The sequence below is a fragment of the Kocuria himachalensis genome, from assembly GCF_054784195.1.
Window position 1 is genome coordinate 57,967 of the sequence record NZ_BAAGPL010000013.1, and the last position, 14,252, is coordinate 72,218.

General features: G+C 70.2%; 10 protein-coding genes. 5 read left to right on the forward strand and 5 right to left on the reverse strand.

The features are described 5' to 3' along the window. Nucleotides 1–21: 21 nt before the first annotated feature. Entirely contained in the window at nt 22–1,662 is a 1,641-nt protein-coding gene (locus ACYVM4_RS08825) for a purine-cytosine permease family protein (RefSeq protein WP_368822577.1), read from the reverse strand. Between the two features lie 167 nt (nt 1,663–1,829). Between ACYVM4_RS08825 and ACYVM4_RS08830 the strand changes: the two genes are divergently transcribed. Next, nucleotides 1,830–3,353, forward strand: a complete 1,524-nt coding sequence (locus ACYVM4_RS08830) for a PucR family transcriptional regulator (protein ID WP_460668283.1) — start codon at nt 1,830–1,832, stop codon at nt 3,351–3,353. A 23-nt stretch (nt 3,354–3,376) separates the two neighbouring features. Here ACYVM4_RS08830 and ACYVM4_RS08835 read toward each other — a convergent pair whose 3' ends face one another. From ACYVM4_RS08835 to ACYVM4_RS08850, 4 genes are all read right to left on the reverse strand, one after another. Then, nucleotides 3,377–4,180: an IclR family transcriptional regulator gene (locus ACYVM4_RS08835; protein WP_460668284.1), complete on the reverse strand. Its 804-nt coding sequence runs from the start codon at nt 4,178–4,180 to the stop codon at nt 3,377–3,379. Nucleotides 4,181–4,406: 226 nt separating this feature from the next. Further along, on the reverse strand, nt 4,407–6,143 hold the full coding sequence (locus tag ACYVM4_RS08840; protein ID WP_460668285.1) for a BCCT family transporter: 1,737 nt from the start codon (nt 6,141–6,143) through the stop codon (nt 4,407–4,409). Between the two features lie 7 nt (nt 6,144–6,150). Further along, nucleotides 6,151–6,927 carry a creatininase gene (locus ACYVM4_RS08845; RefSeq protein WP_368822573.1) on the reverse strand — a complete coding sequence of 259 codons (777 nt, stop codon included), beginning with the start codon at nt 6,925–6,927 and terminating at the stop codon, nt 6,151–6,153. Nucleotides 6,928–7,005: 78 nt separating this feature from the next. Continuing rightward, complete coding sequence (locus tag ACYVM4_RS08850) at nt 7,006–8,256, reverse strand: M24 family metallopeptidase (protein WP_460668286.1); 1,251 nt, start codon at nt 8,254–8,256, stop codon at nt 7,006–7,008. A gap of 614 nt (nt 8,257–8,870) precedes the next feature. On the opposite strand from ACYVM4_RS08850, the gene ppsA reads away from it, so the two are divergent. The 4 genes from ppsA to ACYVM4_RS08870 all read left to right on the forward strand — a co-directional run. Continuing rightward, nucleotides 8,871–11,270 carry a phosphoenolpyruvate synthase gene (gene ppsA, locus ACYVM4_RS08855; RefSeq protein ID WP_460668287.1) on the forward strand — a complete coding sequence of 800 codons (2,400 nt, stop codon included), beginning with the start codon at nt 8,871–8,873 and terminating at the stop codon, nt 11,268–11,270. Nucleotides 11,271–11,369: 99 nt separating this feature from the next. Further along, a complete protein-coding gene (locus ACYVM4_RS08860; RefSeq protein WP_460668288.1) occupies nt 11,370–12,215 on the forward strand; it encodes a pyruvate, water dikinase regulatory protein in 846 nt (281 codons plus the stop codon). Nucleotides 12,216–12,733: 518 nt separating this feature from the next. Further along, nucleotides 12,734–13,348: an MBL fold metallo-hydrolase gene (locus ACYVM4_RS08865; RefSeq protein WP_438612839.1), complete on the forward strand. Its 615-nt coding sequence runs from the start codon at nt 12,734–12,736 to the stop codon at nt 13,346–13,348. A 130-nt stretch (nt 13,349–13,478) separates the two neighbouring features. Continuing rightward, nucleotides 13,479–14,252 (forward strand): inositol-3-phosphate synthase (locus ACYVM4_RS08870; RefSeq protein ID WP_460668289.1); only part of this gene is annotated, 774 nt, incomplete at its 3' end.

Sequence of the window (14,252 nt, forward strand, 5' to 3'; positions counted from 1 at the left end):
TTCCTGTCGTGCCGGCGGGACCTACACCATGGTGTGGTGGTCCTCCCCCCGCGACGGGGCCGACGAGGGCCCGTCGGGCACGGGGATCGCGCCCGGAGCGGTGCGCCCGGCGGCCTCAGCCGGGTTGTGCGGGGTCATCGGCACGAGGATCGGGCCGGTGACCGCGCTGCCGTGCGTCTCCAGGACCTCCTGGTCGTCGAGGCCCTGCCGCAGGACCAGCGGGATGCCCGCTTCCAGCCGGGAGCGGAAGCGGCGGTAGCCGAAGACGAAGTAGATCGTGGCGGAGGTGACCGTTCCGGCCAGCCAGGAGAAGTCCACGCCGCCGGCGGCTCGGGCGATGGGCCCCTGGAGAGCGGGCACGGAGCCGTACATGCACAGCCAGGTCATCAGGATCCCGGCGAAGAACGCGACGTAGGCGACCGGGTTGAAGGACCTCAGGTGGGTGTCCCGGGGAGGCAGGAAGAGGTAGCTGAAGTCGCGGTGGTGCCGCTCGAAGACGAAGTAGTGCACGGCCATGATCCCGCCCCAGGTGGCGACCCAGGCCACGATGGCGATCAGCCAGGTGTGCAGCAGCTCGGCGAAGTCGTGGGCGAACATGAAGCCGATGACGGCCAGCATGGACAGGAAGCCCACGGCGACGGTCAGCTTCCGCCGGGACACCTTGATGTCCAATGCCTGGGAGGCGACGCCGAAGGTGTAGAGGTTGATGATGTTCGTGGCGATGGGGCCGTGGATGACGAGCAGGATGACGGGGATCGCGAAGGCCCCGTAGCTCTGCACGATCAGCTGCCCCGGGTCCGCCGAGCCGTTCTTGGTGGCCAGGCTGGCGCCGAGGATCCCGAGCCACACCACGGGCAGGAACTGCCCCAGGACACTGACCAGGTAGAGCTTGACCGGCGGGATCTTCTTGCTGACGAAGCGGGAGTAGTCCGGGGCGTAGGTGAACCAGCCGATGCCCCAGCCGATGCCGATGGCCGTCATGACCGTGGACATCGCCGCGATGCGGGGCATGCCCGTGAGGATCTCTCCCGGGGGCCCCTGGTAGGCCCAGTTGATGTCCAGCTGCGTCCAGGCCACGATCGACATGGCGATCAGCACGAGCACGGTCGGGGGCATGGTCCACCGCTCGAAGGCGGCGATGGCGCGGTAGCCCAGGTAGCAGATGAAGACCTGGATCGCCATGATGACCGCGGCGGTGCCGATGCGCCACCCGTAGTTGTGCTGGGCGGGGTCCACCCAGCCGAGCATGCCGAACAGGGCCATGACCAGGTCGAGGATGATCCAGGTGTTCACCGCGGACCAGCCGATGGCGATGGTGGCCTGGATGGCGGCCGGCAGATAGGCCCCGCGCCGCCCGAAGGCACCGCGGGACAGCAGCATCCCGGTGGCGCCGGTCTTCTGTCCCAGGACCACGAAGCAGCCGAAGCCGAGCATGCCGATGAGGTTGCCGATGATCAGGACCGTCACGGTGTCGGCGAAGCCCAGGCCCAGGTGGATGCCCAGTGCGCCGAGGATCCAGTTGATCGGAGCCACGTTGGCACCGGCCCAGATCCAGAACTGTCCGGACAGTTTCGTCGTTCGTGCCGATTCAGGGATCGGCTGCAGGAGGTCCTCGACCTCGTGCGTTGCAGCTTCGGAGCCGCTCGGCGTGGAATTGTTCACCGAATCCTCCAATGAGTAGGGGAAGCAAGCTCCAGCGTAGGGATGACACAGGTCACACCCGAGGGACACTGTGTAAGACAAGCTCCTTCTGCGGAGTGACACTGTGTCATCCTGGTGTTCCTGGGGCCGGAATGGCACGGGCGTGGTGGTGGCAGTGAGGAGCCAGAATGTTCATCCCCTTGGCCGAAGTGCTCGAAAGTGACCTATTGCGACGCGCGCGCCCCCGGGTCCGGGCGGGTACTGCCCAGGTGGCCGGGGCCCGGGTGCGCTGGGTCCACTCGAGCGAGGTCGTCAAGATCGCCCCTCTGCTGCGCGGCGAGGAGCTCCTGCTGACCGGAGGACAGGCCCTGCTGGGTCTCAAGCCCGGCCAGCAGCGCAGGTACGTGCGGGACCTCGCCGAGCGCGGTGTCAGCGCGCTGGCCGTGGAGACCGCCGCCTCCGCCCACGGCCTGTCGGCGGACATCCTCGAGGAGGCGGAGGACGTCGGGCTGCCGCTGATCGAGCTGCAGCGGGTGATCCCGTTCGTGGACGTGGCCGAGGAGATCAACCGGCGCATCGTCTCCCGTCAGGTGTCGGCTCTGCAGACCGCCGATGCCCTGTCCCAGCGGCTGGCCGAGCACCTGGCCGCCTCCGGGGCCGCCATCGTGCCGCTCCTGACCCAGGTCGCCGCCGCCCTGTCGGCGAGCGTGACGCTGACCGACCACCACGGGCACGTGATCGACAGCGTCTCGGCGCCCGGCACGGAGGCCGGCGGAGCGCCGGGAACGGCACCCGTCTCCACGGACATCCTCATCGGCGGTGTCGTGGTGGCCCGGCTGATCATGGCCGGCAATCCGGACGCGGCGCTGCTCACGGTGGCCGGGGAGCGCATCAGCAACATCATCGCGCTGGCGCTGTCCCACCGGCACAGCCCGACCCTCGAGCAGATCGCGGAGACGCGTCTGCTGAGCGCCATCGTCCACAGCACCGACGGCAACCGGCTGCGGGAGCTGGGGCGTTCGGCCGGGCTCGGCACCCAGGTGCCCGTGGTCATGGTGATGTTCTCGGGACCAGGTCTTGCCGCGGCCGCGGGGTCCCTGGGCCGGCTCCTGCGCCAGCTGGCACCGGGGACCCGCTCGGCGCTGGAGGCCGACGCGCTGTACGCCCTGGTGCCCCTCGATCCCGCCCGCACCCAGGCGGATCGGGGCCGCCTGGTCGCCGCCCTCCGGGCCTTCCTGGCGGGCACCACCCTGACCGGCGGCATCGGCCCGTCCGTGGCCGGCTACCTGCTGGCGCCCCACTCGCTGCAGGCCGTCCGGGCGAGCCGGTCCCTGGCCCGGGCCGCCGGGGACGACGGCGGTCTGACCGACAGCGAGGACTACGTGGTGGAACGTCTCGCCGTCGAGCACCTCGGCACCGACACGGTCGACCTGTTGATCCAGGAGCTGATCGGGAACCTGCTGGAGTACGACCGGCGGCGCGGCACCCACCTGCTGGAGACGCTGGAGCAGTGGCTCCGGTCCGGGTGCAACACCGCGGAGACCGCGCGCGTGCTCTTCCTGGAGCGCCAGTCGATGCACAGCCGGCTGACGCGGATCTTCGAGCTGATCGGGGGGGATCCCCGGGGGACCCCCCGGATGGCCGGGCTGGCCCTGGCCGCCCGCCTGGCCCGCCACCCCGTCTTCGCGGCGGCGGACCGGGCGGCGGAATAGCCGCATCGCGGTCGGAACCGGACTCAGGAGCTCCGCACCGCGGCACCCAGCCGCCGGGAGACCCCTGTGGACGCCGCCCGGCAGGCGGTCACGAGGTGGGAGACCTGCTCCTCGGTGACCCGGTAGCGCGGAGCCGCGATCATGACGGCCGCGACCAGCTCGTCACGGTGGTCGTAGACCGGGGTGGCCACGCCCACCTCGTCCACCGAGGTCCGGCCGTAGTTGACGGCCGCCCCCTCGGCACGGACCTCGCCGAGCAGCTGCAGATAGGCGGAGATCCCGGTCTCGGTCACCGCGAAGTGGTCGATCGCCCCGGACAGGAGCAGGGCACGCACGCGCTCGGGGGGCTGGGCTGCGAGGAAGACCTGCACCGACGAGCTGAGGGCGGTGGTGAACCGGGTGCCCAGCGGGGTGGTGTGCTTGATCTGCTGCGGGCTGGGGATCTGCTCCACGCAGACGGTCCCGTTGCCGCCCCACAGCATCAGGGCGCTGGTCTCCCCGGTCTGGTCGGTCAGCTCCTGGAGCAGCGGGTACGCCGCGCGCCGTTCGTCGAGATCGGCCAGCAGGGGGCCCGTCACGGAGATGAGCCCCAGCCCGAGGCGGAAGCGCCGCGACTGCGGGTCTCGCTCCACGAGGTTCTCCTGCTCGAGGGTGGCGAGGATGCGCGAGACGGTGCTCTTGTGGAGCCCCACCCGCCCGGCGATCTCGGTGACCCCCTGCAACGGCTCGTCCACCGAGAAGCACCGCAGGACGCTGATGGCATGGGAGACGACGGAGGCCGTGCGGGCTTCCGCCGCCGACGTGGAGTTGTCAGTTGATGAGGTCATCGGATTCCTTATTCTGCCCTCTGTGCGGGGCACAGGGGCCTATTGCCCGTTCCGGGGGTGGCGTCGCCGGGCCGCCACCTCCGGCGGTCCGGGTCGGGCCGCCCGGGGCGGCCGTCGCCGACCCGCCGCCCCCGGCCGGGCCCCTGTTCGGATCCCGGGTGCCGCGCGAGGGAACCGGGACCCGGCACGCCCCTCCCGTGGCGCGGCTCCGGCCACGAGGACCGCCTCAGCGGGCGGGGACATCCGCCGCACCAGGAGCCGGGTCCGTGCCGCCGGCGCCCCGCGTGGCGGCTTCTTCCACGGCGGCCTCTTCCACGGCGGCCTTTTCGGACGCCAGGGGACGCGGATCGTTGATCTCCCGCTCCAGGCGAACGGTGTCCACGGTGCGCCCGGTCAACCGGCGGACCAGGTTCGCGATCATCAGCAGAATGACGAAGGAGAACGGGAAGGCGCCGATGATGGTGCCGGTCTGGACCGTGTCGACGACCGCGGTGCCGCCGAGCGTCAGCAGCGTGACGGCCACGGCCGCGATGCTTGCCACCAGGACCACCCGGAAGAGGGGCCCGGCCTTGCGGGGCGCGGAGACGAACTCGGCCAGGGCGTGGGCCCCGGAGTCCAGGGAGGTGACGTAGTAGGTGGCGACGAGGACGGTGGCCACCACGAGCAGCAGCGAGCCGATGACGGGCACGGACTCCAGCATGACGAACAGCCCGCTGGAGGTGTCCGCCGCGACCGCGGCGGAGATGCCGCGATCGCTGCGGTCGTCGTAGTGCAGCGCGGCCGAGCCGATGATCCCGATCCAGACCATGACGATCAGCGAGGGGACCACGGTGACGCCGATGACGAACTCGCGGATGGTGCGCCCGCGGGAGATGCGGGCGATGAATCCGGCGACGAACGGGCTGAAGGCGATGACCCAGCACCAGATGAACACGGTCCACCAGCCGTTCCAGCTGTCCTGCCAGGAGGAGATGTCCTGGCCGGCGGTGCCGGCGTCGGTCCAGAAGCTCATCGCCGTGAAGTTGGCGATGAAGGACCCGAAGGTCTGGGTGATGTTGGAGATGATGAAGATCGTGGGCCCGAAGACGAGGACGGCCACCAGCAGGACGATGCTCAGGACCGAGTTCGTCTCGCTGATCCGTTTCATGCCCTTGTTGATGCCGAAGAAGGCGGACGCGGCGGTGAGCCCCGCCAGGCCCAGGATGACGAGCAGCCAGATCCCCGGGCCGGAGGCCAGCCCGGTGAAGGAGGCGAGGCCGGAGGTGAACTGGAGGGCGGCGAAGCCGAAGGAGGTGGCGAGCCCCAGGACGGTGGCCATGATCGCGAGCAGTTCCACGACCACACCGGCGCCGCGCTGGGACCACGCCGGGAGGATGTCCACGGTGGCCTCGCGGAAGGTGAGGGTCTTGCCGAGGTTGTGGTGGGAGTAGGCCAGGCACACGGCCACCACGCAGTACATGGCCCATGCGGTGAAGCCCCAGTGGAAGTAGGACCACACCATGGCGCCCTCGGCCGCCCCGTCGGGACCGGCGGGCACGACGGGGTTCTCGTCGCGCAGCAGGATGGGCTCGGCGACCGACCAGAAGATCAGGCCGATGCCCTGTCCGCAGGCGAAGAGCATCGAGTACCAGGCGAACTTGCCGTGCTCGGGGCGCGCGGCGGGCCCGCCCAGGCGGATGCTGCCGATGCGGCTGAGGACCAGCCACAGGCAGACGACGACCGCCACGATCGAGTAGAGGATGAACAGCCAGGTGAACTTGCCGGTGACGAAGGTGCGGGCCGCGGAGATGGCCTCGGCGGCCCCGGTCGGGTTCATCGTCACCACCACCAGTACGGCGATGATGAGCACGGGCGGGAGGACGGTGATGATCGCCCGGTCCAGCGGCGGGATGTGCCGGCCCCGGAACCGGGGGACCTGGACCGTTCCGGTCTCCTCGCCCGGAGCTCTCCGTGTCGTCGTCATGCCGATCTCACTTCCCGAACTCGTCGGTGACCGCGCGGGTGATCCCGGTGCGGACGGTGCCGAGCAGGAGCTCGCCCTTCTGCGCGGTGGCGCCGGCCGGGGCGGAGAGGCAGCCCGAGTCCGGTGTCCGGGCCGGGTCCTCCGGGAAGACGTCGTAGGAGGCCGGCTCGGCGGGAGGATGGGCGGGTGCCCGTGACATGTCGACCTTCTCGGGGTGCAGGTGGAGCATCAGCGAGGTCTCGAGCACTCCTCCGTGCTCGATGTCCCAGCCGAGGAAGCCGTCCGGGAAGACGGCCTCGAGGGTCCCGTCGTCGACGAAGTCCCAGTAGGAGAGCAGCATGGCCCGGCTGCCCTCCAGGCCCGTCGCACGGGCCTCCCGGACGGCGAGGTCCAGACCCTCGTAGAGGAACTGGTAGTTCTCGTAGTGCCCGTTGACCACCACGACCCGGCGGACACCGTCCTGGAGGAGCCCGAGGACGACGTCCTTGGTCTGCAGGATCAGGGACTGCGCCGAGAGGCTGATGGTGCCGATCCGGTGGTTCCCGCCACCCGATCGGGGCTGGGACTTGTACCCGTAGCAGAAAGCCGGCGCCACGAGCGCGTCGATCTCCTCGGCCACGGCCGCGCAGATCGCTCGCGAGAGCATCGCGTCCACGCCCATCGGCATGTGCGGGCCGTGCTGCTCCGTGGCGCCCGTGGGAACGAGCACCACACCGCGGCCGCCGGCCACGTAGTCCTGATAGCTGTGGGCGTCGAGGTCTTCGAGAGAACGGTTGGTGACCACCGTGATCCTTCCCTGCAGGGCGTGTGTGGGGGACGACGGCAGACGGCGCCGCGTGGGCGGCACCGTCTGCCGTGGGCACTAGGCGGAGATGATGTTGTGCTCGGGGCCGTAGGGGAACTTGGTGATGTTCTCGGCCCCGTCCTCGCCGATGACGAGGATGTCGTGCTCGCGGTAGCCGCCGGCGCCGGGCTGGCCCTCGGGGACGGTGATCATGGGCTCCATGGACACGACCATGCCCGGCTCCAGGACGGTGTCGATGTCCTCGCGCAGCTCCAGGCCGGCCTCGCGGCCGTAGTAGTGGGACAGCACCCCGAAGGAGTGGCCGTAGCCGAATGTGCGGTTGGCCAGCAGACCGTGGGAGATGAAGATCTCGTTGAGCTCCGCGGCGATGTCCTTGCACACCGCGCCCGGCTTGATCAGCTCCAGGCCGCGCTCGTGGACCTGGACGTTGATCTCCCACAGCTCGCGCGAGCGGGCGTCGGGCTCGCCGAGGAACAGGGTGCGCTCCAGGGCGGTGTAGTAGCCCGACGTCATCGGGAAGCAGTTCAGGGACAGGATGTCCCCGCGCTGCAGCTTGCGGGTGGTGGCCCAGTTGTGGGCGCCGTCGGTGTTGATCCCGGACTGGAACCACACCCAGGTGTCGCGGACCTCACGGTGCGGGAAGGTGCGGGCGATCTCGTGGACCATCGCCTCGGTGCCGGCCAGGGCGACCTCGTACTCGGTGATGCCCTCGCGGATCGCCGCGCGGATGGCCTCCCCGCCGAGGTCGCCGATGCGGGCACCGTGCTTGATGACCTCGATCTCCTCGGCGGACTTGATCATGCGCTGGCGCATGGCGTCCTGGGAAACGTCGAGCAGCTCGACGCCCTCGAAGGCGGCCTGGATGCGCTGGCGGGTCAGCAGCGGCAGGGCGTCGTCCTCCACGCCGATCCGGCGGGCGCGGACCCCGCGCTGGCGCAGGGCCTCCTGGAGTCCGTAGTAGAAGTTGTCGCGCCGCCAGTCGGTGTAGACGATGTTCTCGCCGTAGCTGGTGCGCCACGGCATGCCGGCGTCGATGTTGGCGGTGACCGTGACGGAGTCCTCGGCGGTGACGACCAGGGCGTAGTTGCGGCCGAACGTCGTGTAGAGGAAGTCGGAGTAGTACTTGATGCCGTGGTAGCTGGTCAGGATGACGGCGTCGAGCTGCTTCTGGGCCATGATCCGGCGCAGGCCGGTCAGGCGGCGCTCGAACTCGGCGTCGGAGAAGGTCAGCTGCTCCTTCTGCCCGTTGTGCAGGACCTTCAGGCGCTCGAGCTCGGAGACGTTGGTGGCGGTGGGCGAGGTGGTCATGGTCGTCCTTTCGTGGAGTGCAACGCGGAGGGGCTGTTCGAGACGGTGGGACGCGACGGGCACCTGACGGTGGCGGCCGTGGCGTGGGCGGCGACGGTGCGGGTGGCGGGGATCGGTACGCCGCCGAGCTGCTCGGCCGCACCGCCTCCTCCGCCATCACGTGTTGCATTCATTGCAACGGCGTTGCCTCAATGTAGGAAGTGATGTGGACCACGGTCAAGACCCTGCAAGAAACATTTCCCCCCAGTTGACCGTAAAAGTGGACGACGGTGATTACCGGCATGCATCGGAGTTGCATTCAGTGCAACGCGGCCGAGGAAAGGCCGCCCCCTTGGCGGCATCGACGACGCCGTCGCCTCCCGTCATGCGGGGTCATTTCTTCTCCACCCGATATATGAGTGATATATCTGTTGGCGACTGACTTGTGACCTCCGTCATGGGCAGTGCCCGCCACCGTGCAGCACACCACGCTGCGACGGCGACCGACCCGGTGGCGACCCTCCGGTTGCCGAGCACGGCGGCAGCCATCGACCCCGGCCCGTGAGCGGTCCGGCACCGGCCCTCCACCACGATCCGACCGATTTCCGCTCGAGCGCACCCGAGGAGCACGACTGATGACCTACGTTCTTCCGTTCACCGAGATCGACCTGTCCGACCTCGAGGAGGTCGGGGGCAAGAACGCCTCCCTGGGGGAGCTGATCCGCAACCTGGGTGCGGCCGGGGTGCAGGTGCCCGGTGGTTTCGCCACGACGGCCACGGCCTTCCGGGAGTTCCTGGCCGCCGGCGGGCTGGATGAGCAGATCGTCCAGGCCCTGGAGGGGCTGGACACCGCCGATGTGGGCGCTCTGTCCGCCGCCGGTGCCCGGATCCGGTCGCTGATCCGGCAGGCGCCGTTGCCGGGCGCCCTGGAGGCCGGCATCCGCGCCGCCTACGAGGAGCTGGCCGCCGCCCAGCCGGCGGGGGTGGAGGTGTCCTGGGCGGTGCGCTCGAGTGCGACCGCGGAGGATCTGCCGGACGCCTCCTTCGCCGGGCAGCAGGAGACGTACCTGAATGTGCGGGGCGTGGAGAGCGTGCTGGCGGCGGTCAAGGACGTCTTCGCCTCCCTGTACAACGACCGGGCGATCGCCTACCGGGTCCACCACGGCTTCGCCCACGCCGAGGTCGCGCTCTCGGCCGGGGTGCAGAAGATGGTGCGCTCCGACGTCGGTGCCTCAGGGGTGATGTTCACCATGGACACCGAGTCCGGGTTCACCGACGCGGTGTTCATCACCTCCTCCTACGGGCTCGGGGAGGCCGTGGTGCAGGGCGCGGTGAACCCGGACGAGTTCTACGTCTACAAACCGGCCCTGGCCGCGCACCGGCCCGCGGTGCTCAAGCGCGGGCTCGGGGAGAAGGCCCTGCAGATGACCTACACGCAGTCCGCCGAGCTCGGGCAGACCGTGGCCTTCGTTCCGGTCCCGGCGCAGCTGCGCGCCCGGTTCAGCCTCACCGACGCCGAGGTCGAGCAGCTGGCCCGCTACGGCGTGGCGATCGAGGACCACTACGGCCGCCCGATGGACATCGAGTGGGGCAAGGACGGGACCGACGGGCAGCTCTACATCCTGCAGGCCCGCCCCGAGACGGTGGTCTCCCGCCGGGCGGCCGGCGGCATCACGCGCTACCGGCTCCAGGGGAGCGGGCCAGTGCGGGTGGAAGGTCGGGCCATCGGCCAGCGCATCGGCGCCGGGCAGGTCCGTATTCTCAGCTCCCACGAGGAGATGGCCTCCTTCCAGGCCGGGGACGTCCTGGTGGCGAACATGACGGATCCGGACTGGGAGCCGATCATGAAGAAGGCCGCCGCGATCGTCACCGACCGCGGCGGGCGCACCTGCCACGCGGCCATCATCGCCCGCGAACTGGGCATCCCCGCGGTCGTCGGCACCGGCGATGCCACTACGACCCTGTCCGTCGGGGACCCGGTGACGGTCTCCTGCGCCGAGGGCGAGGCAGGCCTGGTCTACGAAGGCCTGCTGGACTACACCGTGGAGGAGACCGCCCTGGGATCCATGCCGGAGGCACCCCTGAAGGTGATGATGAACGTCGGCACCCCCGAGCAGGCCTTCAGCTTCGCCCAGCTGCCCCACCACGGGGTGGGACTGGCGAGGCTGGAGTTCATCATCAACCGCCAGATCGGCATCCACCCCCTGGCCCTGCTGGCCCTGGAGCACGACGAGGCGAGCCTGCCGGCCGACGTCGCCGAGCAGGTCCGGGAGCGCATCGCCGCCTACGCCGGCCCGCGCGACTACTACGTCAAGCGCCTGGCCGAGGGCATCGCCACGATCGCGGCGGCCTTCGCCCCGGAGCCGGTGATCATCCGGCTGTCGGACTTCAAGTCCAACGAGTACGCCAACCTGCTCGGCGGCCCGCAGTTCGAGCCGGCCGAGGAGAACCCCATGCTCGGCTTCCGAGGGGCCTCACGGTACCTGTCGGAGAGCTTCCGGGCGGCCTTCGAGATGGAGTGCGAAGCGGTCAAGCACGCACGCACCACCATGGGCCTGACCAACATCAAGCTCATGGTCCCGTTCGTGCGCACCGTCGCCGAGGCCCAGGGCGTGATCGAGCTGCTGGCCGCCAACGGCCTGGTACGCGGTGAGGACGGTCTGCAGATCGTGATGATGTGCGAGCTGCCCGCCAACGCGCTGCTGGCCGAGCAGTTCCTGGAGCACTTCGACGGGTTCTCCATCGGCTCCAACGACCTCACCCAGCTCACCCTGGGCCTGGACCGTGACTCCGCCCTGGTGGCCGCCTCCTTCGACGAGCGCGACCCGGCCGTGAAGAAGCTGCTCGCGATGGCCATCGCCGCCTGCAAGGAGCGCGGCAAGTACGTCGGGATCTGCGGCCAGGGCCCCAGCGACCACCCCGACCTCGCCGCCTGGCTGCTGGAACAGGGCATCGACTCCGTCTCGCTCAACCCCGACGCCGTCGTCGACACCTGGCTGTCCCTGGCCCGCACCGCTCCTCAGCCCAGCGTGTGAGCACGCCAGGGTCCTGGCGCACGGCGCCAGGACCCTGGCCCCCACCCCGAGCACACACCCGGAAAGAGGGCACACCATGAGACGACGGCGAGGGCAGCGGTGACCGACACCTGCCCCGTGGCGTTCTTCCTGTCGGACAGCACGGGGATCACCGCCGAGACGCTGGGCACCACCCTGATCACCCAGTTCCCCGACCAGCACTTCGAACGCCACACCGTGCCGTTCATCATCACCATGGAGCGGGCACGGCAGGTGGCGGCCCGCATCGACGCCGTGGCCGCCACCGGACGGATGCCGGTGGTGTTCTCCACCGTCGTCGACCCGGACATCCGCGGCGTCCTCGCCGGCAGCCAGGGCTTCTTCGTGGATCTCTTCGGCACCCACCTCCCCCAGCTCGAAGCCGCGCTGCACGCCACCGCGAACCTGCAACCGGGGCGGGCCCACGGGCTGGGCGACGCCATCCGGTACCAGTCCCGGATGGCGGCGGTGGAGTACGCCATGGAGCACGACGACGGGCAGTCCATCCGGGCCCTGGAGCGGGCGGACCTGATCCTCATCGCCCCGTCACGCTGCGGCAAGACGCCCGCCAGCATGTACCTGGCCCTGCAGCACGGCATCCGTGTCGCCAACTTCCCGCTGGTGGACGAGGACTTCGAGCGGCGGGCCCTGCCGACGCCCGTGGCACCCCACCTCAGGAAGTGCTTCGGACTCACTTCGCAGCCCCTCAGGCTCAGCCAGGTCCGTCAGGAGCGGCGGCCGTCGACCGTCTACTCCTCGCTCGCCCAGTGCTCCTGGGAGCTGCGCAACGCCGAGGAGATGTACGCGCTGAACGGCATCCCCCACGTCAACTCCGCCTCCATGTCCGTCGAGGAGATCTCCGCCACGATCCTCGAGCGCATGGAGCTCGACGGGACCGGCCACGAAGAGGCCGGCGGCCACCGGTGACGGTCGACCACCTGCGCCGTCGGGGGAGGCCGGCGGAGGGGGCGCCGCCAGGGACGGGCGCTCCCCCGCGTCCCCGCCCCCGCCCCCGCCCCCGCCCCCTGGTCCCTTGTCCCTTGTCCCTTGTCCCTTGTCCCTTGACAGGGGAGTCGATCCCCCGGAGACTTTTCCCACGCCAGTTGTTGCGCATTGCGACGCTTGTTGCACCAGACGAGAAGCACCTGACTGCAGGTGCGGGCGGGGTCCAGGCCCGGCCTCCGGAACGGCGGCCCTGCCCCACACGGAGAGGAAGACCAGATGCACCGAGTTCACCGTGCGCCGTCCAGGGGCGGGAGCCGGGCACGGCGCACCGGCACGACTCCCCCGCCGGCTTCCGGTCCCCGCGGGGCGTCTCGATGAGCGAGGGCTGCGTCTCCGGGCTGACGCCGGTGCCGGGCGGAGGACGCCCCGAGCCCGCGCCGCACATCGGCGCATCGAGCGGCGGAGCCGGTACCTCCGGAAGAGTGCGAGTGGAGCGGCTGGTGACCTCGGGCACGTTCTCCCTCGACGGGAGCGCCTGGGAGGTCGAGAACAACGTCTGGATCGTCGGTGACGACGAGCAGTGCGTCGTCGTGGACCCCGCCCACGACGCCGCGGCAGTGTCGGCGGCCGTGGGGATCCGCGACACCCGCGCGATCCTCCTGACCCACGGCCACGACGACCACATCGGCGCCGCCCTCGAGGTGGGCGAGGCCCTCCGGGCCCCCGTGCACCTGCACCCGGCCGACACGATGCTGTGGCAGCAGGCCCACCCGACCACCCGCTTCGACGCCGAGATCGCCGACGGCGACCGCTTCACGGTGGCCGGAGCGCAGCTGGTGGCCCTCCACACCCCTGGGCACTCCCCCGGCTCGGTGTGCTTCTTCGCCCCCGACCTCGGGGAGAGCGGGGTGCTGTTCTCCGGGGACACCCTGTTCCAGGGCGGACCCGGCGCCACCGGGCGGTCCTGGTCGGACTTCGACAGCATCATCGAGTCCATCCGCACCCGGCTGCTGACCCTGCCGGAGGGCACCGAGGTGCTCACCGGGCACGGGGAGTCCACCACGATCGGCGCCGAGATCCCCCACCTGCAGGAATGGATCACCCGCGGTCACTGACAGGTCGCCGCCGGTCCGGCTCGACTCTTCGCCCGGCCCGCACACCATCACATCCCCGTCCCCCAACCCCGGGAGGCACGCGGCGCCGGCACCCGGCCGGTCGCGGTCGGCCTCCCCACGAAGGAGTCCCGTGTCCCACCATCCCATTCGCGTGGCCGTCGCCGGTGTCGGCAACTGCGCTTCCTCCCTGATCCAAGGCGTGCACTTCTACGCCGGAGCCGATCCGGCCGCCACCGTGCCGGGGCTGATGCACGTGGTCTTCGGCGACTACCACGTGGGCGACCTCGAGTTCGTGGCCGCCTTCGACGTCGACGCCGCCAAGGTCGGGCTCGACCTGTGCGAGGCGATCGGCGCCTCGCAGAACAACACCCTGGTCTTCGCCTCCGTGCCGCACACCGGGGTCACCGTCCAACGCGGGCCGACCCTGGACGGCCTCGGGTCCTACTACCGGGAGGTGGTCGAGGAGTCCGCGGCCGAGCCGGTGGACGTGGTCCAGGCGCTCAAGGACGCGGAGGTCGACGTGCTGGTGTCGTATCTGCCGGTGGGCTCGGAGGAGGCCGACCGCTTCTACGCCCAGGCCGCGATCGAGGCGGGGGTGGCCTTCGTCAACGCGCTGCCGGTGTTCATCGCCTCCGACCCGGGGTGGGCGCAGAAGTTCATCGAGGCCGGGGTGCCGATCGTGGGCGACGACATCAAGTCCCAGATCGGGGCGACCATCACCCACCGCGTCCTGGCGAAGCTGTTCGAGGACCGCGGGTACGTGCTGGACCGCACCTATCAGCTCAACGTGGGCGGGAACATGGACTTCATGAACATGCTCGAGCGCACCCGGCTGGAGTCCAAGAAGATCTCCAAGACCCAGGCGGTGACCTCCAACGTCGCCCGGGAGTTCGGCACGAAGGAT